The organism is Brevundimonas vesicularis (assembly GCF_027886425.1).
In the GTDB taxonomy this organism is placed as follows: Bacteria; Pseudomonadota; Alphaproteobacteria; order Caulobacterales; family Caulobacteraceae; genus Brevundimonas; species Brevundimonas vesicularis_C.
Genome location: NZ_CP115671.1, coordinates 1,722,301 through 1,739,189, shown reverse-complemented (window position 1 = coordinate 1,739,189; position 16,889 = coordinate 1,722,301). Strand labels below are relative to the sequence as shown.

24 protein-coding genes are annotated in these 16,889 nt (G+C 64.7%); 22 read left to right on the top strand and 2 right to left on the bottom strand.

The features are described from left to right. Window positions 1-74 precede the first annotated feature (74 nt). From PFY01_RS08795 to PFY01_RS08745, 11 genes are all read left to right on the top strand, one after another. Window positions 75-626: a hypothetical protein gene (locus tag PFY01_RS08795; RefSeq protein ID WP_153925038.1), complete on the top strand. Its 552-nt coding sequence runs from the start codon at window positions 75-77 to the stop codon at window positions 624-626. Further along, on the top strand, window positions 626-1,621 hold the full coding sequence (locus PFY01_RS15580) for a GcrA family cell cycle regulator (RefSeq protein ID WP_333780211.1): 996 nt from the start codon (window positions 626-628) through the stop codon (window positions 1,619-1,621). Before PFY01_RS08795 ends, PFY01_RS15580 begins: the two co-directional genes overlap by 1 nt. Then, complete coding sequence (locus PFY01_RS08785; protein ID WP_420197067.1) at window positions 1,555-1,875, top strand: hypothetical protein; 321 nt, start codon at window positions 1,555-1,557, stop codon at window positions 1,873-1,875. Before PFY01_RS15580 ends, PFY01_RS08785 begins: the two co-directional genes overlap by 67 nt. Further along, window positions 1,875-2,228, top strand: a complete 354-nt coding sequence (locus tag PFY01_RS08780) for a hypothetical protein (protein WP_271041024.1) — start codon at window positions 1,875-1,877, stop codon at window positions 2,226-2,228. The genes PFY01_RS08785 and PFY01_RS08780 overlap by 1 nt, the downstream gene beginning before the upstream one ends. Continuing rightward, window positions 2,221-2,403, top strand: coding sequence for a hypothetical protein (locus tag PFY01_RS08775; protein WP_271041023.1), 183 nt, complete (start codon window positions 2,221-2,223; stop codon window positions 2,401-2,403). Before PFY01_RS08780 ends, PFY01_RS08775 begins: the two co-directional genes overlap by 8 nt. Further along, window positions 2,400-3,815 (top strand): DnaB-like helicase C-terminal domain-containing protein, encoded by a 1,416-nt coding sequence (locus PFY01_RS08770; RefSeq protein ID WP_271041022.1) that lies wholly within the window; start codon window positions 2,400-2,402, stop codon window positions 3,813-3,815. The genes PFY01_RS08775 and PFY01_RS08770 overlap by 4 nt, the downstream gene beginning before the upstream one ends. A gap of 403 nt (window positions 3,816-4,218) precedes the next feature. Beyond that, window positions 4,219-4,596: a hypothetical protein gene (locus PFY01_RS08765; RefSeq protein WP_271041021.1), complete on the top strand. Its 378-nt coding sequence runs from the start codon at window positions 4,219-4,221 to the stop codon at window positions 4,594-4,596. Continuing rightward, a complete protein-coding gene (locus PFY01_RS08760) occupies window positions 4,571-5,050 on the top strand; it encodes an XF1762 family protein (protein ID WP_271041020.1) in 480 nt (159 codons plus the stop codon). Before PFY01_RS08765 ends, PFY01_RS08760 begins: the two co-directional genes overlap by 26 nt. Beyond that, complete coding sequence (locus PFY01_RS08755) at window positions 5,047-5,331, top strand: hypothetical protein (RefSeq protein WP_271041019.1); 285 nt, start codon at window positions 5,047-5,049, stop codon at window positions 5,329-5,331. The genes PFY01_RS08760 and PFY01_RS08755 overlap by 4 nt, the downstream gene beginning before the upstream one ends. A gap of 17 nt (window positions 5,332-5,348) precedes the next feature. Beyond that, on the top strand, window positions 5,349-5,864 hold the full coding sequence (locus PFY01_RS08750) for a hypothetical protein (RefSeq protein ID WP_271041018.1): 516 nt from the start codon (window positions 5,349-5,351) through the stop codon (window positions 5,862-5,864). A gap of 31 nt (window positions 5,865-5,895) precedes the next feature. After that, window positions 5,896-7,353, top strand: a complete 1,458-nt coding sequence (locus tag PFY01_RS08745; protein WP_271041017.1) for a toll/interleukin-1 receptor domain-containing protein — start codon at window positions 5,896-5,898, stop codon at window positions 7,351-7,353. Window positions 7,354-7,515: 162 nt separating this feature from the next. Here PFY01_RS08745 and PFY01_RS08740 read toward each other — a convergent pair whose 3' ends face one another. Next, window positions 7,516-7,980, bottom strand: coding sequence for a DUF4145 domain-containing protein (locus PFY01_RS08740; RefSeq protein WP_271041016.1), 465 nt, complete (start codon window positions 7,978-7,980; stop codon window positions 7,516-7,518). A 432-nt stretch (window positions 7,981-8,412) separates the two neighbouring features. On the opposite strand from PFY01_RS08740, the gene PFY01_RS08735 reads away from it, so the two are divergent. The 11 genes from PFY01_RS08735 to PFY01_RS08685 all read left to right on the top strand — a co-directional run bounded on the left by PFY01_RS08735 (window position 8,413) and on the right by PFY01_RS08685 (window position 16,665). Continuing rightward, window positions 8,413-8,736 (top strand): hypothetical protein, encoded by a 324-nt coding sequence (locus PFY01_RS08735; RefSeq protein WP_271041015.1) that lies wholly within the window; start codon window positions 8,413-8,415, stop codon window positions 8,734-8,736. Continuing rightward, a complete protein-coding gene (locus PFY01_RS08730; RefSeq protein WP_271041014.1) occupies window positions 8,733-9,974 on the top strand; it encodes a phage terminase large subunit in 1,242 nt (413 codons plus the stop codon). The genes PFY01_RS08735 and PFY01_RS08730 overlap by 4 nt, the downstream gene beginning before the upstream one ends. Continuing rightward, complete coding sequence (locus PFY01_RS08725; RefSeq protein ID WP_271041013.1) at window positions 9,971-11,359, top strand: anti-CBASS protein Acb1 family protein; 1,389 nt, start codon at window positions 9,971-9,973, stop codon at window positions 11,357-11,359. Before PFY01_RS08730 ends, PFY01_RS08725 begins: the two co-directional genes overlap by 4 nt. 26 nt (window positions 11,360-11,385) lie before the next feature. Then, the gene (locus PFY01_RS08720) at window positions 11,386-12,576 is read left to right on the top strand and encodes a hypothetical protein (RefSeq protein WP_271041012.1); all 1,191 of its coding nucleotides are present in this window, start codon (window positions 11,386-11,388) and stop codon (window positions 12,574-12,576) included. 4 nt (window positions 12,577-12,580) lie between these two features. Next, window positions 12,581-13,030 carry a hypothetical protein gene (locus tag PFY01_RS08715; RefSeq protein WP_271041011.1) on the top strand — a complete coding sequence of 150 codons (450 nt, stop codon included), beginning with the start codon at window positions 12,581-12,583 and terminating at the stop codon, window positions 13,028-13,030. A gap of 11 nt (window positions 13,031-13,041) precedes the next feature. Continuing rightward, window positions 13,042-14,100 carry a major capsid protein gene (locus PFY01_RS08710; protein ID WP_271041010.1) on the top strand — a complete coding sequence of 353 codons (1,059 nt, stop codon included), beginning with the start codon at window positions 13,042-13,044 and terminating at the stop codon, window positions 14,098-14,100. A 58-nt stretch (window positions 14,101-14,158) separates the two neighbouring features. Further along, on the top strand, window positions 14,159-14,506 hold the full coding sequence (locus PFY01_RS08705; RefSeq protein WP_271041009.1) for a hypothetical protein: 348 nt from the start codon (window positions 14,159-14,161) through the stop codon (window positions 14,504-14,506). 3 nt (window positions 14,507-14,509) lie between these two features. Continuing rightward, complete coding sequence (locus PFY01_RS08700) at window positions 14,510-15,001, top strand: DnaT-like ssDNA-binding protein (protein ID WP_271041008.1); 492 nt, start codon at window positions 14,510-14,512, stop codon at window positions 14,999-15,001. An 82-nt stretch (window positions 15,002-15,083) separates the two neighbouring features. After that, window positions 15,084-15,263 (top strand): hypothetical protein, encoded by a 180-nt coding sequence (locus PFY01_RS08695; RefSeq protein WP_271041007.1) that lies wholly within the window; start codon window positions 15,084-15,086, stop codon window positions 15,261-15,263. 83 nt (window positions 15,264-15,346) lie between these two features. Then, window positions 15,347-16,294 (top strand): hypothetical protein, encoded by a 948-nt coding sequence (locus PFY01_RS08690; protein ID WP_271041006.1) that lies wholly within the window; start codon window positions 15,347-15,349, stop codon window positions 16,292-16,294. Then, complete coding sequence (locus PFY01_RS08685) at window positions 16,291-16,665, top strand: hypothetical protein (RefSeq protein WP_271041005.1); 375 nt, start codon at window positions 16,291-16,293, stop codon at window positions 16,663-16,665. Before PFY01_RS08690 ends, PFY01_RS08685 begins: the two co-directional genes overlap by 4 nt. On the opposite strand, the gene PFY01_RS08680 is transcribed toward PFY01_RS08685, so the two are convergent. Continuing rightward, window positions 16,662-16,883 (bottom strand): hypothetical protein, encoded by a 222-nt coding sequence (locus tag PFY01_RS08680; RefSeq protein ID WP_271041004.1) that lies wholly within the window; start codon window positions 16,881-16,883, stop codon window positions 16,662-16,664. The two genes, PFY01_RS08685 and PFY01_RS08680, sit on opposite strands and share 4 nt — an antisense overlap. Between the last annotated feature and the right edge of the window lie 6 nt (window positions 16,884-16,889).

Here is a 16,889-nt window from a genome sequence, read left to right as displayed (position 1 = left end):
CTTCGCCTCGCACCCGCGAGAGCGCTGACCAACGGGACAGACCGCCCCGTTGAGCGGTCTTGATGGAGGGCCAGATGGCCAAGAAGCTGAGCGCCAGCCCTGACGGCGGCGAACCCAAGTCGATCCCCAACCGCGATGAGGAAGCTGTCTTCCTGTCGCACATCAACAAGCTGCGTGTGCAGGAGGCCAAGAAGGCGGTCGCCAAGGCTGCGCTGGACGTCGAGGCCCAGGCCCTGACTGATCTGTTCCGCACCGCGAAGGCCGACGGCTTCTCGCGCAAGGAACTGCAGGCCATCTTGGACGACGGCAAGGCCAGCCGACGCGACCTGACGGCCGAGGAAGAGCGTCGCGCCAAGCTGCGGACCTGGGCGGGCCTTCCGGCCGGCACCCAGCCGGACCTGTTCAATCTGGGCGACGCCGCCCGTGATTCCGTCGACGCCGAAGCCCAGGGCTATGCCATGGGCCTGCGCGGCGAAGACGAGATCCCGCCTGAATGGGTGCTGCCAGCCCACGTCCCGGACTTCTCGCAAGGCTGGCGCCGGGCCCAGACCAGACTGGCTGAGAAGTTCGAAAAGTCGGCCGCCAACGATGATCTGGCTGCGGCTGCGGTTCAGGGCGCAGCCTGATGTACCTCGCGCTCGACCTCGCAACCTGCACCGGCTTCTGCTTCGGACAGCCTGACACCGGCGAACTGCCGGCGATCGGTCATATCCGCCTGCCGAAGACCGGCGAGGACGTCGGCTCCTTCCTCATCGCCTTTGAGGACTGGCTGACGTTGAAGGTCCGCGAGGTCGGGCCGAGCCTTCTCCTGTTCGAAGCGCCCATCCTGGCGTCCAGCGCGACGCCGCATGTGACGCGCAAGCTCCACGCCCTCGCCGGCATCACTGAAATGGTCGCCGTCCGCGCCGCCATCGAGTGCTGCGAGGTCTACCCGGTCACCGTCAAGAAGGCCCTGACCGGCTCCGGCCGCGCCGACAAGGACGACATGGTCCGCGCCGCCCGGACCTACGGTTTCAACCCTGCCGTCCCCGACGAAGCCGACGCTTTCGGTCTCTGGCTCCACGCCGTGAAAACCCGCTTCCCCCGCGACGCCGGCCGCTGGGATCCCCAACTTCACGGCCGGGAGGGCCGCATGAACATCTTCGCCAAAGTAAGCCGCGCCGAGTTTACCCGCCTATGGGAAGCCGGCCTGAGCGGAACCCAGATCGGCGACCGCCTCGGCATATCCGAGACCAGCGTCCGTAGCATCCGAAAGAGTTTCGGGCTGGGGGACCGTCGGCGCGGCAATGCGCTCCACACGCCCGAGACTGTCGAGCACGTCGAACGCCTGTGGCTGGAAAATAAGTCGGCAAGCAACATCGCCCGGCTGATGGGCCCGACCTGGACCCGAAACATGGTGATCGGCATGGTTCACCGGCACGGCTTGAGCGAAGGCCGGAAGACGAACGCAAAGCCCGGGACCGTTGCCAAGACCGCGAAGGTGAAGCCCGTTCGCGAGCCTCGCCCCCGAAGCATCCCAAGCCCCCGAAGGCCACCGTCTCGCAGCCTTTCGACCTGTCCAAGTCCAAGTCCGACAGCACCGCTGAGCAGCGCGCCGAGAAGGCCGCCGCCGGCCGCCTGATCATCAAGCGGACGATCGACGCGGCGAACGACAACTCGGTCCCCATGGTCGGTCGCAGCTTCGGTCAATGCGCTTGGCCCGTCGGGACGCCCGCCCGCGCGGCCGACCAGCTGGCCTGTGGCGCCCCGATCTATCAGGGCATCGAGAAGTGTTCCTACTGCCTCGACCACGCCCAGCGCGCCTTCGCCCGCGACATCACCCAGCCGAAGCCCAAGGAGAACCTTGAGCGTGCCAACCGTCGGTGGGCCGCCTGATGTCCCGTCCCCAACGCCGCGACTTCTCCGATCGCGTCCTGACCCAGATCGACAAGGACCGCCGCACCGCCGCTCAGAAGGCGCGTGACGCCAAGGTGAGGGCCGATGCGCGCATGGCCACAGCCGTCGCCATCGCAGGCATCAGCGACGCCGATCTGGTCCTGCATTGCGAGGGCGTGCTCTCGGCCGTGAAGGATGCCCTATGCGCCCGTCTCGACGCCGAGGGCGCCGCCTCTACCTTCGGGCGCTTCGCCCATGTCTCGATCTACACCGGCCCGATCCGGCGCGCCGCCGCGGAGCAGGCGTTCGCCAACCTGACCAAGGCCGCCAACGATGGGGGCCGCCATGAATAGACGCGATCTTGTAGCGTTCGAACTGTTCTACGCCGACACCCTGCGTCGGGAAGCCAAGGCTCGGGCCAAGCGCTACCCTCAGGCGGCTGCACTGCTCACCCGCCATGCCGAGGCTGCTGTAGCCCGCGCTGAGACCATCCGCTGCGGCCCTCTCTTCACGGAGAAGGCGGCATGATGGACCCGCGCGACCAAGACGAGGGTTCGAACCTTCCTCTGAACCTAGAGGCTGAACAAGCCTTGCTAGGCATCCTCCTCTTCAGCAACGAGGCGCACAGGCAGGTCCACGACCTTGTCACGCCAGAGGATTTCTCTGAGCCGTACCATCAGCGCATCTACGCCCTGGTCGGTCGGTTGATCACCGCCGGCAAGCTGGCTGAGCCCGCCACCATCCAGAACGACCTGGCGCCGGATCCTGCGTTCGAACACTTCGGCGGCCTGCCGTATCTGCGTCGTCTCTGGGATGCCGCCCCACCCGCCAACACGATCCGCGCCTATGCCGAGCAGATCGCGGACACAGCCGTCCGGCGCCGCCTGATCAAAATGGCGACGGAGACGCTGACCTCGGCCCGTGACCCCGAGCACAGCGGCTATATGGCCGTCGCCAAGGCGCGTGCTGAGCTTGAAGAGGCTGAACGCGGCGCCGCCCCCGAAGACGCCCTGTTTGTGAACGCGTGGGACGCAGCCCAAGCCCGCATGGACCGGCTGGAGCTGGAAGTGGCCACCGGCAAGCCCAAGGGTGTCCAGACCGGCCTGTCATCGATCGACAAGCGCCTCGGCGGCCTGCTGCCCGGTTCTGTCATCGTTATGGCCGGGCGCCCCGGCATGGGCAAGACGGCGCTGCTGGGCAACGTCCTCTACGGCGCCGCCCTGCGGAACCCTGGCAAGCTCTTCGCCGGCTTCTCGCTGGAAATGGACACCGACCAGCTGAACGACCGCGCCCTGTCGCGTCTGACGGTCGAGGAAGACCAGCCCGTCAGCTTCTCCGACATCGCAAAGGTCCAGCCGTTGACGAGCTTCGATCTGCAAGCCCTTCACCGCGCGAAACAATCCATTCCCAAGAACCTCTGGCTCCGCGACCGCGCCGGCGTGTCCGTCGAAGACGTCAGCCGCGCCGTCTGGGCCATGAAACGCCGTGGCGATCTGGCGGCCATTGGCATCGACTACCTGCAGCTGATGCGCCGCCCCGCCCTCGCCGGCCGCAACGAGGCCAGCGCCATCGCTGAGATGACCGGCGCCCTGAAGACCCTGGCTCGTGAAGCCAAGATCGCGATCATCCTGCTCAGCCAGTTGAACCGCTCCGTCGAGAGCCGGGACGACAAGCGGCCGATGCTGTCCGACCTTCGGGAATCCGGCTCCATCGAGCAGGACGCCGACGCCGTCCTCTTTCCCTTCCGCGAGGTCTACTACCTGCAGAAGGCCGAGCCGAAGGCGCACACCGACGCCCATCTTGAATGGGAAATGGAGGTCGCCGGCCTGCGCACGCGCATGGACGTGATCATCGCCAAGAACCGCCACGGGTCCGAGGGCAGCGAGCCCCAGGACTATCGGGCCGAAATCGACCTCATCACCAACACGGAGCGGTCATGAGCCTGAGCCTTTCAGCCCTGCGTGAACTCGTCGACCTCGGCCTAACCGCCGAGCAGATCCTTCGTGTCGCCGAAGCCCAAGCCGAGGGTGGCGATGCTGCTCGCCAGCGCACGAAGGGTGCAGAACGCCAGGCGCGCTACGAAGAGCGCAAGCGTCAGAAAGCGTCAGAAAGCGTCAGAACTGACGTCATTTCTGACGGTCAGGACGAAGGAGCCTCCCTCCCTCTCCCTCCTTCCCCCAGACCCCCCAACCACCCACACCCTCCCGCGAATATAATACCCCCCTACCCCCCGAGGGCCGTTCTCGGCGGAAGCCGTCCAAGCCGATCCCCGATGGATTTCCGACAGCGGACGCCATCGCCGAGCAGCAAGCGAAGGCCCGAGCAGCCGGAGCGAACCTCGACGTGACGGCTCAGGCCGAGCGGTTCCGCAATCACGCCGCCCAGAACGACCGGCGCTGTGCCGACTGGCGTGCGGCGTGGCGGAACTGGATCGCGGCGGCCATCGAGCGTGCGCCGAAGACCGCCGTCGCCTCGCTGGCCCAGCGCCAGGCCCAGGCCCAGCCCGCCGACGAGCGCTGGCGGCGTTGGATCCGCGAGTATCGCCAGAACCGCTACTGGCCCAAGGACGACGCTGGCCCGGCCCCTGGCGCCCCGGCTGCCGCGTCCCGCAAGCTATCCTCGCCGAGTTTGGGTTCAGCCCGGCTGCGGCCAACGACACCCCCAAGCCTGACCTGTTTGAAGGAGGAGCGGCGGCATGACCCTGCGTCATCAGCGCATTGAGTTCGCCGACGCGGCATCGTTCGTTGCGGAGCATCACCGCCACCACACGCCGCCGGTCGGTCACCTGTTCAGCATCGGGGCCTTTGTCGGCGACGATCTTGTCGGGGTGGCCATTGTCGGTCGTCCGGTCGCCCGCCATCGCGACGACGGGCTTACAGCCGAGGTGACCCGTCTCTGTGTCGTGGATGGCGCAAGAAACGCACCGTCGTTCCTACTTGGGAAATGCGCACGCGCAGCGCTCGCCTTGGGGTTCCGCCGGATCGGCACATACACTTTGGCCCGTGAGGCCGGAACGTCACTCCGCGCCGCCGGATGGGTCGTTGTCGCCCAAGTTGAAGGTCGAAGCTGGAACACACCATCGCGGCGCCGCTCCGACAAACACCCTACCGAGAATAAGCTTCTGTGGGAGCCCGCCAACCAGAATATCAGCCAGCCAGAGGACGCCGCCGCATGAGCAAGCAATCCAAAGCCAAGGCGAAGCTCCGCAAGGGCCGCTACGCCAAGCCCTCCGCTCCCAGGATGATCGGGGCCAACGACAACCACCCGTCGGCGGTAAACGACAACGCGGCGCCGGTGAGTATCAGAGGCCACGTCCTGACCGAAAGCCAAGCCTATCGGTTCGCCGAGGCCCAAGGGAAGATTGGCCAACCCGATCTGGCGACGCGCCGAGCGGGTCACCTCGCGCTTGAAGCCTTGGACCGGGAGATCGACAGCGTCGTCGGGTCCAGGAGGTGACCGCTCGGTTCAAGGAAATGGCCGATCTGGAGCAGGTGCGAGAGGTCTTCTTGGAGGATGTCACGGTTAAGGCGTCGGATGGGACTAGTTCCAAGACCAAACGCGTCCATCGCGACGGGCTTGAAACCCTGCTCACCACCAACTCGATCTCGCGGACCCAGCATTCGGCCGGCCTTCGATACCGAGCGGACTATGAGCTGCTGGACCCAGAGAACGGCCTGACCCCGCCCGCGCTCGACCAGACCCGGAACATCGTGAGGGGTGGGGACGGCTTCGCACAGAAACGCCGGGAGCGGGAAGAGTTCGTCCGCGACCTTGAAGCCATGATCCAGGCGGAGGACCCGACATTTCGAGGCGCCCTCGGTCGCTCGGACGTGGAGCGCATCGGCCGAGCTGTTTGGGCGCTGCGGGAGGTCGGGGGCAAGGGGTCAAATCTGCGCGCCCTCACCAACAGTGGATCAGTGATCGCGCGGACAACGAACGCCTTGTGCGCGGCGCTCGACTGTGCCGCTATCGCCTATGAGTTGGCGTAAGCGCACCTCCCATCAACCTTACGTTGGAACCATGCCTGAAACCGATGCTGCGGCACCTATCCGTGCCTTCATCTCATACTCTTGGTCGTCACCTACGCATGAAGCGTGGGTGATCAACCTTGCGACCCGTCTACGGGAAGACGGCGTCGACGTGATTCTCGACAAGTGGGATCTCAAGCCAGGGCACGACGCCTATCAGTTCATGGAATCGATGGTGACGGACAAGACTGTTACCAAGGTGATTATGATCTGCGACAAGACGTACGTTGAGAAAGCAGATAACCGATCAGGCGGCGTAGGCACTGAGAGCCAGATCATCTCACCGGAAATATATAAGCAAGGGGCGCAGGACAAGTTCGCGGCGCTGATGACGGACGAAGACGGCGAAGGAAACGCGCATGTACCCGTCTTTTACAAAGGTCGCATATTCTTTGACTTCCGTTCTGTGGACAAGTTCGAAGCCAGCTACGAGCAGCTGCTGAGGTGGCTGATCAATAGGCCTCAGCACATCAAGCCCAAGCTCGGGTCGATCCCCGAAGCCGTGTTGGATGCCCCACCTGTTGCGTCGGGAACTCAGTCGCGTGCGCGTCGCGTCGAGGAAGCCCTTAGGCAAGGGTCGCGAAATGCATCGGGACTCCTTCGCGAGTATGGCGATGCTCTCATAGCCGAACTCAAGCGGCTGACGCCGGTGGAGGAGACAGATCAACCATTCGACGAAGCCATCTTGCAGTCCATCAACGCTATCCGTCCTTACCTGAGGCAGCTCGCGGAAGTCGTCTCGACTGTGCTGCGTTTCGGGGCAGACGGAGACCTATGGGAGCGAGTGCTGACCATACATGAGCAGCTCGGGCAGCTGATGTGGCGAGGACCTGACGTCACCCACTGGAACACCCATCAGTTCGACCCCTTCAAGGTTGCGGCACATGACGCATTTCTGGCTGCCATCGCCCTGGCTTTGGATGAGCGCAGGTTTGATCTCGTGGACTCCGCGCTTCGACGGCCTTACCTGGTCAATGAAGATAATGGAGGCGCCGGTCGGGCGACGTCTGACTACACTGTATTCCGTCAGTATGTCGCCTCCCTCGACCATCGAAACCAGAGGTTAGGTTTGAACCGGATCAGCCTTGAGGCAGATATCCTGAAGGAAGCTCACCCTGAGGGTTCTGTGCCAAGCTTCGAGTCGCTGATGCAGGCGGACTTCATACTCTATCTCCGCTTTCATACTATCCGTAGCCCGTCCAGTAACTGGTACCCTCATTCTCTCGTCTATGCGGCCCGTCGCTTCAGCCCGTTCCCTCTGTTTGCACGCGCTGAGTCCCTGACGTTCTTCAACGAGATGCGCCCGATCCTTGCAGTGGAGAGCCTAGATCAGTTCAAGCAAAAGACTGCGGAAATGATGCAAGGCGAGCGCAGCAACCGGCTCTTCGACTATCAAGGCTTGGGCATCGGTCGGTTGGCTAATCTGCCAAACCTGGGATCCCTCCCCTGATCGTAGGCGGTTGACACCGGAACGCTAATCGCGGACACACGCCAAGAGCGCAAGACGCGCCCGATCAGCCCCGACCCGCAACGGCCGGGGCTTTTTCGTGGCCGAAACCCCTCCAAGTGCGGCGCTTCGGCAATGGCTGGCTGGGTTTGGAAGAGCCTATTCTCAGTCGGCCAACCGCCTCGCCTCGATCATGCCGGGCAGAGAGAACAGGTATCTGAGAACGGCGTCGACAAAGTCACGAGCTGCGACGGCGTCCTCGTGAGTACATCCTTCGAGATCATGAGCCCCGTCATTGCCGATGACGCGGACTTCATGCGCCCAGTCGGCAAGCGATTGGGGGATAACGTGGTCCTGAGCTAGTTTGATGATCTTTTTGTTTAGATCGCCCTTCAGATCGGGAAACCTATCTTTCAACGCGAGGTCCAGCGCTCGCCGAAACATGGTAGCGGCCGCCTCATCGTGATCATGGAGACCAAGATTGGTCTCTCCCTGAACAAATGATCGCTCTACAGTTTGCGGTAGAAATTCCGGGACGCGCGGAGCACTGGCTGCCGGCCAAAATTCTGCAAGCGTCCACTTCCCGTTCGGTACAGAATATCCTTCCTTCGACAACGCCGTGAGCTGCATGGACCACTCGTGGGAGACCGTGCTTTTAAAATATCGGATTGTCGCGGCGGCACCTGAGAAGCACTGCTGACATTGAAGCCCGACGGTTGCTTCCCTGGACGGGATAGAGCTTCCCCCTAGGTGCCCAGGAGGATCGGGCAAGCTTCTCACCCCGATAATCTGGAACGCCATTTTCTGACTGCCACAATGAGGGCAATCGTGGATTAAAGTAGCCATGTCGAGCTCATCATCCGAAGCAATGCGACTGGCCGAATCCGCCGTTCGCTCAATTCTTGAGGCTGGCACTCCAGGCACACAGATGGAAGCCATGATGCGTGCGTATAGCCTGGCGAAAGATCAAAATGCTTTTGCTGCCGTCCTCATAGGCAATCTGGTCAACACCCGCCGCCAAGCCGACGGAAAGCACTGAAAAACATTCAACGGAATCAAATCATGGCCCAACGCGGCGGCGCTCGACCCGGCGCGGGCCGAAAACCCGGTCAGGTGTCACAGGCCAAGCGCGACATCGCCGAGATGGCGAAGGGACACGCTGAGAAGGCGCTGGAAGTCCTGATCTCTGTGGCGAACAACTCCAAGGCTGCGCCGGCAGCACGCGTTTCTGCAGCGTCGGCCATCCTCGATAGAGGGTACGGCAAGCCTAGGCAGGCCGTGGACATGGACGCCGCATTCGCCGGCTCGCTGACGGTCACATACGTCACCAGCCCATCCGGTCCCGCGCCTACGCAGAGCGACGAGGACTACGAGACCGGCCAGTGATCTATGACCCCATCCCAGCCTTTCGGTATCTGACCGATCGGCCGCTTGGGTCGTACACATTCCGGGCCGCGCATGGCGGTCGTGGATCAGCGAAGTCCTGGTCAGTCGTGGATGCCGCGATCTTTCACACGGTCACGACCGTTCGGCTCCGCGTCGTCTTCCTCCGGGAGGTCATGGCGAACCTGAAAGAGTCGTCGCTGGAGCTGGTCCGCACCCGGCTCGAGCATTTCGGCCTGCTTGGTACCTACTTCCGGGAAGTGGACGGGACATTTGTCGGCCTCGGCGGTCAGAAGATTATGTTCATCGGCCTCTGGAAGGGCGGCAAGCCTGAGGGCATCAAGTCGCTGGAAGGCGCTGGCCTGACGATCCTGGAGGAAGCCCAAGAGGTGAAGCAGGCCTCGCTGGACGTGCTGATCCCCACGGTGCTCCGCACGATCATTTCCGAGCTCTGGGCGATCTGGAACCCGCGCTTGGCAACCGACCCCATCGACGTTTTCTTCCGCGGCCCGGTGAAGCCCAAGCGGGCCATCGTCCGCAAGATCAACTTCGACCAAAACCCGTTCTTCCCCGATGCTCTGCGCGAGCTGATGGAGCTGGACTTCCTCAAGGACAAGCTGCGTGCCGCCTGGATCTGGCTCGGCGCGTATATGCCGTCGGTCCAAGGCGCGATCTGGAACCGAGAGGCGCTGGACGAGGCGTGGCGCGAGGGCCGCAACGCATCTGAGGGTGACTGGGGCCGCGTCGTCGTTGGCGTTGACCCCTCAGGCGGCGGCGATGACGTCGGCATCGTGGTCGCAGCCGAATACGGCGACGGCGCCATCATCCTCGAAGACGCCACCTGCCCCGCTACATCCCCAATGGCTTGGGCCACGGTCGCCGCCAAGTGTGTCGATCGCTGGAAAGCGGACTGCGTGGTCGCTGAGAAGAACTTCGGCGGCGACATGGTTGAGAGCACGCTCCGCGCCGGCGGCGTTAAAGCTCGCGTCGTCATGGTGTCCGCGAGCCGAGGCAAGCAGGTCCGCGCTGAACCCGTCGCCGCACTCTACGACCAGAAGCGGGTCAGGCACCGCGAGCAGTTCCCGCTGATGGAGGCCGAGATGCTGATGACCACCCCGGCCGGCTATCAGGGCGACCTCTCGCCGAACCGCATGGATGCGCTGGTCTGGGCCGTGACCAACCTGAAGGTCGAACCGCAATCGACCGTCGCCATGTTCCTGAAGAGCCGGCACCGCGGATGAGCGCGCGTCAGATGCTCGTGAACCGGGCGACCCGCACCTTGCAGGGCATGTTCCCCGGCTTCTTCGGAACGGCGAAGCATGATCATTACAAGGACTTCGGCTATCCGGCTGAGGTCACGTTCGAACTGGCCTATCACGCCTACACCCGCACCGGCCTCGGCAGCGCAGGGGTAGACAAGACGGTCGCCAAGACCTGGCAGGACGCGCCCTGGCTGCAGGAGTTCGCCCGCGACAACGGCGACGACACGCCAGAGACCAGGCTTGAAGGCGAAATCCGCAAGCGCTTCGCCGAACTGCGGGTCTGGCAGCAACTCGCCGAGGCGGATCGGCGCGGCCTCGTTGGAGCCTATGCCGGCGTCATCCTACAGCTGGCGGACGACCGGGCGTTCGATCAGCCTGTCACGCGGGTCAACGGCGGCCTTGAGGGCTTGGTCGAGATCATCCCAGCCTGGGAAGGCCAGCTGACCATCAGCGAGTGGCACACCAACCAGAACGATGCCAAGACCTACGGCAAGCCCAAGATGTTCGCCTTCCAAGAGGCGGCCGTCGATCGCTCCACCTCTCAGCCTCGGCAGTTCAACGTCCACCCCGACCGGGTCGTGATCTGGTCCAAGGACGGATCGGTCAACGGCCGGTCGTTCCTGGCTCCGGGCTACAACGACCTGCTGACGCTGGAGAAGATCAGCGGCGCCGGCGGCGAGGGCTTCTGGAAGAACGCGAAGTCAGGCCTCAGCCTGCAGATCGACAAGGACGCCAACATCACGAGCATGGCCCAGGCCATGAACGTCGAGGTGTCCGAAGTCGTCGACAAGATGGAAGAGCAGGTGAAGGACTTCAACGCGGGCTTCGACGCCTCGCTGTTGATGCAGGGCATCACCGCCACGCCCATGCAGGTCTCCCTGCCCTCGCCGGAGCATTTCTGGGCCGCGCCGCTTCAGTCCTACGCCGCCTCGATCTCGATGCCACTGAAGATTCTTGTCGGGTCGCAGTCGGGCGAGCGAGCCAGCACCGAAGACGCCACAGAGTGGAACAAGACCGTGATGGCGCGCCGCACCGGCATCGTCATCCCCAACATCATGGACATCGTTCGCCGCCTGGTCCGCTTCGGCATCCTCGCTGACAAGGACTGGAACCTCGACTGGTCCGACCTGACCGAGACCTCGCAGGAGGCCAAGGTCGCGCTCGCCGACAAGATGGCCGACGTGAACCAGAAGATGAAGGACACCGGCGAGTTCGTCTTCACGACCGAGGAAATGCGCGGCGTGACCGGGCGCGAGCCTCTGAAGGAAGCCGAGAAGTATCGGGACGAGCAGCCCGACCCCGACGAAGAGCAGGACGCCCTGGACCTGCCCGAGACCGAAGACGAGCCGGCTCCGGCCGCCTGACCCACCCACAATCGAAGGAGGCCCGCGTGCATCAGCCCGCAGCGCCGACGCGCGCCTTCCTGGTCAACAAAGGCCTGACGGCCGGTGATCAGGTCCGCGTCAACATCCGCACCCTGGCCAACTCGGCGGCGATCAAGCGCGAGAAGCGCAACGGTCGCGACGTGATCATCGTGCCCTCCGCGACCCTGCCGGACGACGTCGTCATGAACGACATCCTCTATCCCGCCGCCGAGATCGCCAAGTCGTTCAAGACCTTGGAGCGCACACCTGCTCCGCTGGGTCACCCGTCGGTCAACGGCAAGTTCCTCTCGGCCCGCGACCCTGAAGGCCTGAACCAAGGCTGGATCGGCGCCTGGAACGAGAACGTGCGCCAAGAGGGCGGCCGGGTCCTGCTGGACAAGGTGATCGACGTCGAGCGCGCCAATCAATCCGAAGGCGGCCAGCGCGTGCTGGCGGCTATCGACGCCGGCGATCCGGTCCATACCTCGACGGGCCTGCTGGCCATCATGGACGCCGCGAATGGCGACGTTCCCTACAAGTTCACCGCTCGCGACATCGAGTTCGACCACGACGCCATCCTTCTGGACGAAGACGGCGCCGCCACTCCCGATCAGGGCGTCGGCATGATGGTCAACTCGGCGGGCAAAGAGATCCAGGTCGTCAACTCGGTCTTCAGCGATGAGGCCGAGCGCGAACTTGGATGGGCGGTCGAAAGCGCCGTCCGCGCTCTGGAGAAGAAGCAGCGCGCTTCTCTCATGGATCGCATCATGACCGCACTTACCGAGGCCTTCGGCTCCGGGCGGGAAACCTCCACCACCAACATGAAGGACGACGAGATGGACAAGGTCCAATTCGACGGGCTTTCCGCGAAGGTTGACGCCCTCACGGAGGCCCTGAAGCCCGAGACGCTGGCGACGGCTATCGGAAACGCGGTCGCGACGGCGATGAAGCCGATCAACGACCAGCTGGAAGCCCAGGCCAACAGCGCCAAGGCGACGGAAGAAGCGGAGCTGAAGACGCTCCGCGAGAAGATCGTCGCAGGCAACATCATGGACGAGGCCGCCGCCGGCGAACTCACCCTGAACGCCGCCCGCGCTCTGGCTCCCAAGGCTGAGCCCGGTAAGGCCGCCCCGATCGCCCCCGGATTCAAACTGCCGGGCGCCAACGCCGCCAAGCCCGCCTTCAAGGCACCGGCCGCGACGAAGATGGAGGCCTAAGCACATGCCCCGCTTCAACAAGATCTACGCCGGCCCCGTCACCGAGGTCACGCCCCAGGTCCAGGAGCGTATCTGCGCTGCTGCGGTCCTGCCGGGCATCGCCCTGGTGGAGTCCGGTTCGGCCTTCGCCATCGCGGGCGCCAACAGCGGCGACAAGCTCTACATCGCTCAGGACAACTACCTGGCGCTGAAGGGCACCGACGACGCCTGGCCCGCCGGCGACACTGTCATTGGCATGGAAGCGCTGGATGAGCAGTTCTTCAACATCCGCGTCCCGACCGGCACCAACGTCGCTCGCGGCGCCGAACTGACCACCAGCGCGGCCGGCAAGTTCGTCCTCGCCACCACGGGCCAGAACGTCGCCTTCGTCGCCGAAGAGGCCTTCAACAACAACACCGGTTCCGACCAGCTTGTGCGTGCGCGCAAAGCCGGCCGGAACGTGGTCGCCGCCTAAGGAGGGCGAACATGCGCTATTTCGACGAACAGCTCGTCGCCAACTCCCGCCCGCACCAGCAATGGTGGGGCGAGCTGAGCGTGGCGCGCGAACACTTCCACCGGGTCGAAGACCAGCACGCCGCCCTCTACGGCGAGATGTCGGGCGTCACCAACGCCTCGGCCGTCCTGCCGCGCGACGCCTGGCTGGAGCTGGACACCATCACCACCCGCGTCCTGCGCGACGATGGCGGCAGCGTCTTCATGGCCGACCTGATGCCGCTGGCCAAGCCGGTGAACATCGGCAAGCTGGTCCACATGACCCGCACCGCCTCGGACACCGCCAACCCGGTGTTCCGCTCGCTGTCGGGCCAGGTGCCGGTCGCAATGGACAAGACGGTCTACAACTACGCCGGCACCGTCGTTCCGATCTTCGCCGACGGCTACGGCCGCGAATGGCGGGAATGGAACACCCTGCAGTCCGAGAACTTCGACGCTCTGACTGACGACCAGGAAGGCTCGATCGACAAGCTGAACCGCGACATGGCCAGCTATGCCCTCGACGGCGACACCACCATCAAGTTCCAGGGCTACACCGGCTACGGCATCCGCACGTCGCCGCTGACCAAGCTGATCAACATCGGCGCGGGCGGGGCGAATATTGACCTGACCACGGCGACCCCGGATCAGCTGGAAGCGTTCTTCGTCGGGCCCTTCGGCGCGATGCTGGACGCCAACCTGATCACCGAGGCCGTCAACCTCTACATCAGCCCCGACATCGCCCGCGCCTGGGACCGTTCCTATTCGAACGCCCAAGGCTTCAAGCAAGGCACCATCCGCGAGTTCGTCGCTCGCAACCGTCGCATCAACAAGATCGAGGTGACGTGGCGCCTGACGGGCAACCAGTTCTTCGGCTTCGTGCCGAACGCTCGGTACATCCGCCCGATCATCGGCATGGCCGTGAACACCACGGCGATGACGCGCCTGAACCCGACGGACAACTACCAGTTCCTGAACATGGGCGCGATGGGGCTGGAGATCCGCGGCGACTACAACGGCAAGTCGGGCGTCTTCGCCTCGACCACGGTCTAACCCGGCGGGGCCTGGCTCCGGCTGGGCCCTTCCCTCATCGCGAGGAAAGGAGCGCTCCATGCGCATTCGCGTCACCGCCGGCGGCATCTACGATGGCGAAGGCAAGGAAATCCCGGTCGGCACCGAACTCGATGTCGCCGACTTCGACGTCAACGACGAAGGCCAGCCGGTCGAGCCCCACCCCTGGGGCGGTCGATTCGTCGCGATCGGCGGCGGCAGGAAGGGCAAGAAGGGCGTCAACAACGACGGCGCCCTGAAGGCCGAGCATCACGGCGGCGGCAAGTTCAACATCACCCAAGGCGAACAGGTGCTGCTGGAAGGCATCTCGAAGGCCGACGCCGATGCCTTCAATGCCCTGTCCGACGAGGACAAGCAGGCGTTCGTCGCCTCGCAGGCCAAGGCCTAAGACGTGGCGGGCTACGGATCAGACCAAGGGTTCACCGAGTGGGCGGCCGAGAACGGCTATTCCACTTCGACCGGAGACCTGACCGTGGCCCAGCTGCGCCAGAGGGCCAGCGACTACCTCGACGGCCTCTACGGGGCCCGGTTCCGCGGCGAGCCAGCCGGCGGGATCGACCAGGAGCGCGCCTGGCCCCGGATCAACGCGACGGCATGGAAGACGCCGGTCGCCGCCGATGTGATCCCGCGCAACGTCATCATCGCCAGCTATCATGCGGCCATCCAGGAAGCGCTGAAGCCCGGCTCGCTCTCGATCTCCGCAGCCAACTCAGGCGCTCTGAAGCGCAAGAAGGTGGACGTGATCGAGAAGGAATATTTCGAGGGCAGCGGCAACGCCGTCACCGACAACACGCTGCGGCTGAGCGCCGTCGAAGGCCTGCTCGCCCCCTTCCTCATTCCAGAAGACGCTCCGGCGGCACTCGGCCTATGGGCGGTTGGCTGACATGCTGACCTGTGCGACTGTCCAGGCTGTGGCGAACGATCCCGAACATCAGCGCGAAACCGCGCACCGGATGCCGTCAAAGATGTCGACGGAGATCATCCTCGACGTCGTGACGACGGCCGACCTGATGCAGAAGGCTATCTACAACGATCAGCCGCAAGCTGAGATCGAGCGCCTCCGCGAGGTCGCCCGAGCGCAGTTCGAAGCCTATCTCGACGCCATGGCCGAGTCCGCCACCCACGTCCGAGCGCTTCGGCCATAACAAACATGGCCAGACGCCCGTCTCAGAAACGGCTCTTCCGGGAGCTGGCGGCGAAGTATGGCCCGGAGGTCGCCCAGGCCTTCATGGCAGCAGTGAAAGACCTGACCCGCGAGGTTGAGTTCCAGAAGCTGCTTCTGGCCCTGGAGCGCCGCGACCTCGATGCCGCCATGCAGGCGCTGCACATCGACCGAGCCGCGTTCCAGCCGCTGGAAGCCAAGTTGGTCGAGGCCTTCACCGCCGGGGGTCAAGGCGCTGTCGCCACCATGCCGGCCGCTGTGTCGATCGGCTTCCGCTTCGACCCCGGCAACCAGCGCGCCGCCGCGATCATCCGCGAGACGGCCGCCACGCTCATCACCCGCCTGACCCAGGGCGAAATCGATCAGGCCCGCGCTTTCCTTGCCGACGGCATGGCGCGCGGCGCCGGCCCGCGGTCTATCGCGCTGGATCTGGTCGGAAGGATCAGCCGAGCCACCGGAAACCGCGAAGGCGGCCTGATCGGTCTGTCTGGTCCGTATCGTGACTACGTCGCCACCGCCCGCGCCGAGTTGGCGTCGACGGACCCTGCCCTGCTCCGCAACTATCTGACCCGGAACCAGCGCGATCGCCGCTATGACCGGGCCGTGGTCCGCGCCATCGAGACAGGCAAGCCCGTCCCGCCCGAGACCGCCCGCACGGCCGTCACCCACTATTCCGCCCGCCTGGTCCGTCTTCGGGGCGAGGTCATCGCGCGTACCGAAGGCCTGCCCGCCATCCGCGCCGCCAAGCATGAGGCGTTCCAGCAACTCGTCGACGATGGCCGGGTCGGGGTCATGGACATCGTGCGCGGCTGGTCCACCACGGAAGACGGACGCCAGCGCGACACTCACGACGCCATGAACGGGCAAGAGGTGCGCGGGCTCGACATGCCGTTTACCAGCCCGAGCGGCGCCCAGATGATGTTCCCCGGCGACACCTCACGCGGCGCGCCGGCGTCCGAGATCGTGGCCTGCCGCTGCGACGAGTTCATCGCGATCAGGAAGTGGCCCCTATGAGCATCCTCGACGGTGTTGCTGATGAGGCGCTGGAAGACTTCGGAGACGACTTCGAAGACGGCTCCCTCACTGTTCCGGGCGCCCGCACTCCAGATGGCCAGGGCGGTTACACCACGGGCCCGGCGACCATCTACCCCTGCAAGGCCCTGGTCGGCAGCTACAAGGACACCCGCCGCGTCGCGCTGGGCATACCTGCAACCGATCGACGCGTCTTGGTCCTCGCCGCCAGCCTGCCGTCCGGCATCCATCCAGCGAAGGGCCACAAGATCGCAGCGCCAGACCCCGCCAAGGGCCTGCTGATGACCACGTTCGAAGTCATCGAGCGGACAGGCGACCTGGCCGGCGCCCTAGCCGAGTTGCAGGCGCGCTAGGCGTCCTTCGCCGGCACCGGAGCGGCTTGAACGCCCTTCGGCAGCGACGCCCTCATCTCAGCGGCCTCGCGCCAGTCCAGTTCGACGGCTTCGCTCCGATCCGGCGACCATTCCTTGCCTGCTGTCAGATATTGGCGCGGCTCGGTGAGCGAGACGATGACGAGCTTCAAAGGTTCGGACATCCGGTCGTCATAGGAGACCCCGATGGCGAAAGTCACGCTCGA

Excerpts from the sequence above, each read along its gene's own strand:
- PFY01_RS08795 (WP_153925038.1), top strand. The coding sequence starts at position 75 with ATGGCCAAGAAGCTGAGCGCCAGCCCTGACGGCGGCGAACCCAAGTCG.
- PFY01_RS15580 (WP_333780211.1), top strand. The coding sequence starts at position 626 with ATGTACCTCGCGCTCGACCTCGCAACCTGCACCGGCTTCTGCTTCGGA.
- PFY01_RS08780 (WP_271041024.1), top strand. The coding sequence starts at position 1,875 with ATGTCCCGTCCCCAACGCCGCGACTTCTCCGATCGCGTCCTGACCCAG.
- PFY01_RS08775 (WP_271041023.1), top strand. The coding sequence starts at position 2,221 with ATGAATAGACGCGATCTTGTAGCGTTCGAACTGTTCTACGCCGACACC.
- PFY01_RS08770 (WP_271041022.1), top strand. The coding sequence starts at position 2,400 with ATGATGGACCCGCGCGACCAAGACGAGGGTTCGAACCTTCCTCTGAAC.
- PFY01_RS08760 (WP_271041020.1), top strand. The coding sequence starts at position 4,571 with ATGACCCTGCGTCATCAGCGCATTGAGTTCGCCGACGCGGCATCGTTC.
- PFY01_RS08755 (WP_271041019.1), top strand. The coding sequence starts at position 5,047 with ATGAGCAAGCAATCCAAAGCCAAGGCGAAGCTCCGCAAGGGCCGCTAC.
- PFY01_RS08750 (WP_271041018.1), top strand. The coding sequence starts at position 5,349 with ATGGCCGATCTGGAGCAGGTGCGAGAGGTCTTCTTGGAGGATGTCACG.
- PFY01_RS08745 (WP_271041017.1), top strand. The coding sequence starts at position 5,896 with ATGCCTGAAACCGATGCTGCGGCACCTATCCGTGCCTTCATCTCATAC.
- PFY01_RS08740 (WP_271041016.1), bottom strand. The coding sequence starts at position 7,980 with ATGCAGCTCACGGCGTTGTCGAAGGAAGGATATTCTGTACCGAACGGG.
- PFY01_RS08735 (WP_271041015.1), top strand. The coding sequence starts at position 8,413 with ATGGCCCAACGCGGCGGCGCTCGACCCGGCGCGGGCCGAAAACCCGGT.
- PFY01_RS08725 (WP_271041013.1), top strand. The coding sequence starts at position 9,971 with ATGAGCGCGCGTCAGATGCTCGTGAACCGGGCGACCCGCACCTTGCAG.
- PFY01_RS08715 (WP_271041011.1), top strand. The coding sequence starts at position 12,581 with ATGCCCCGCTTCAACAAGATCTACGCCGGCCCCGTCACCGAGGTCACG.
- PFY01_RS08710 (WP_271041010.1), top strand. The coding sequence starts at position 13,042 with ATGCGCTATTTCGACGAACAGCTCGTCGCCAACTCCCGCCCGCACCAG.
- PFY01_RS08705 (WP_271041009.1), top strand. The coding sequence starts at position 14,159 with ATGCGCATTCGCGTCACCGCCGGCGGCATCTACGATGGCGAAGGCAAG.
- PFY01_RS08695 (WP_271041007.1), top strand. The coding sequence starts at position 15,084 with ATGTCGACGGAGATCATCCTCGACGTCGTGACGACGGCCGACCTGATG.
- PFY01_RS08690 (WP_271041006.1), top strand. The coding sequence starts at position 15,347 with ATGGCAGCAGTGAAAGACCTGACCCGCGAGGTTGAGTTCCAGAAGCTG.
- PFY01_RS08685 (WP_271041005.1), top strand. The coding sequence starts at position 16,291 with ATGAGCATCCTCGACGGTGTTGCTGATGAGGCGCTGGAAGACTTCGGA.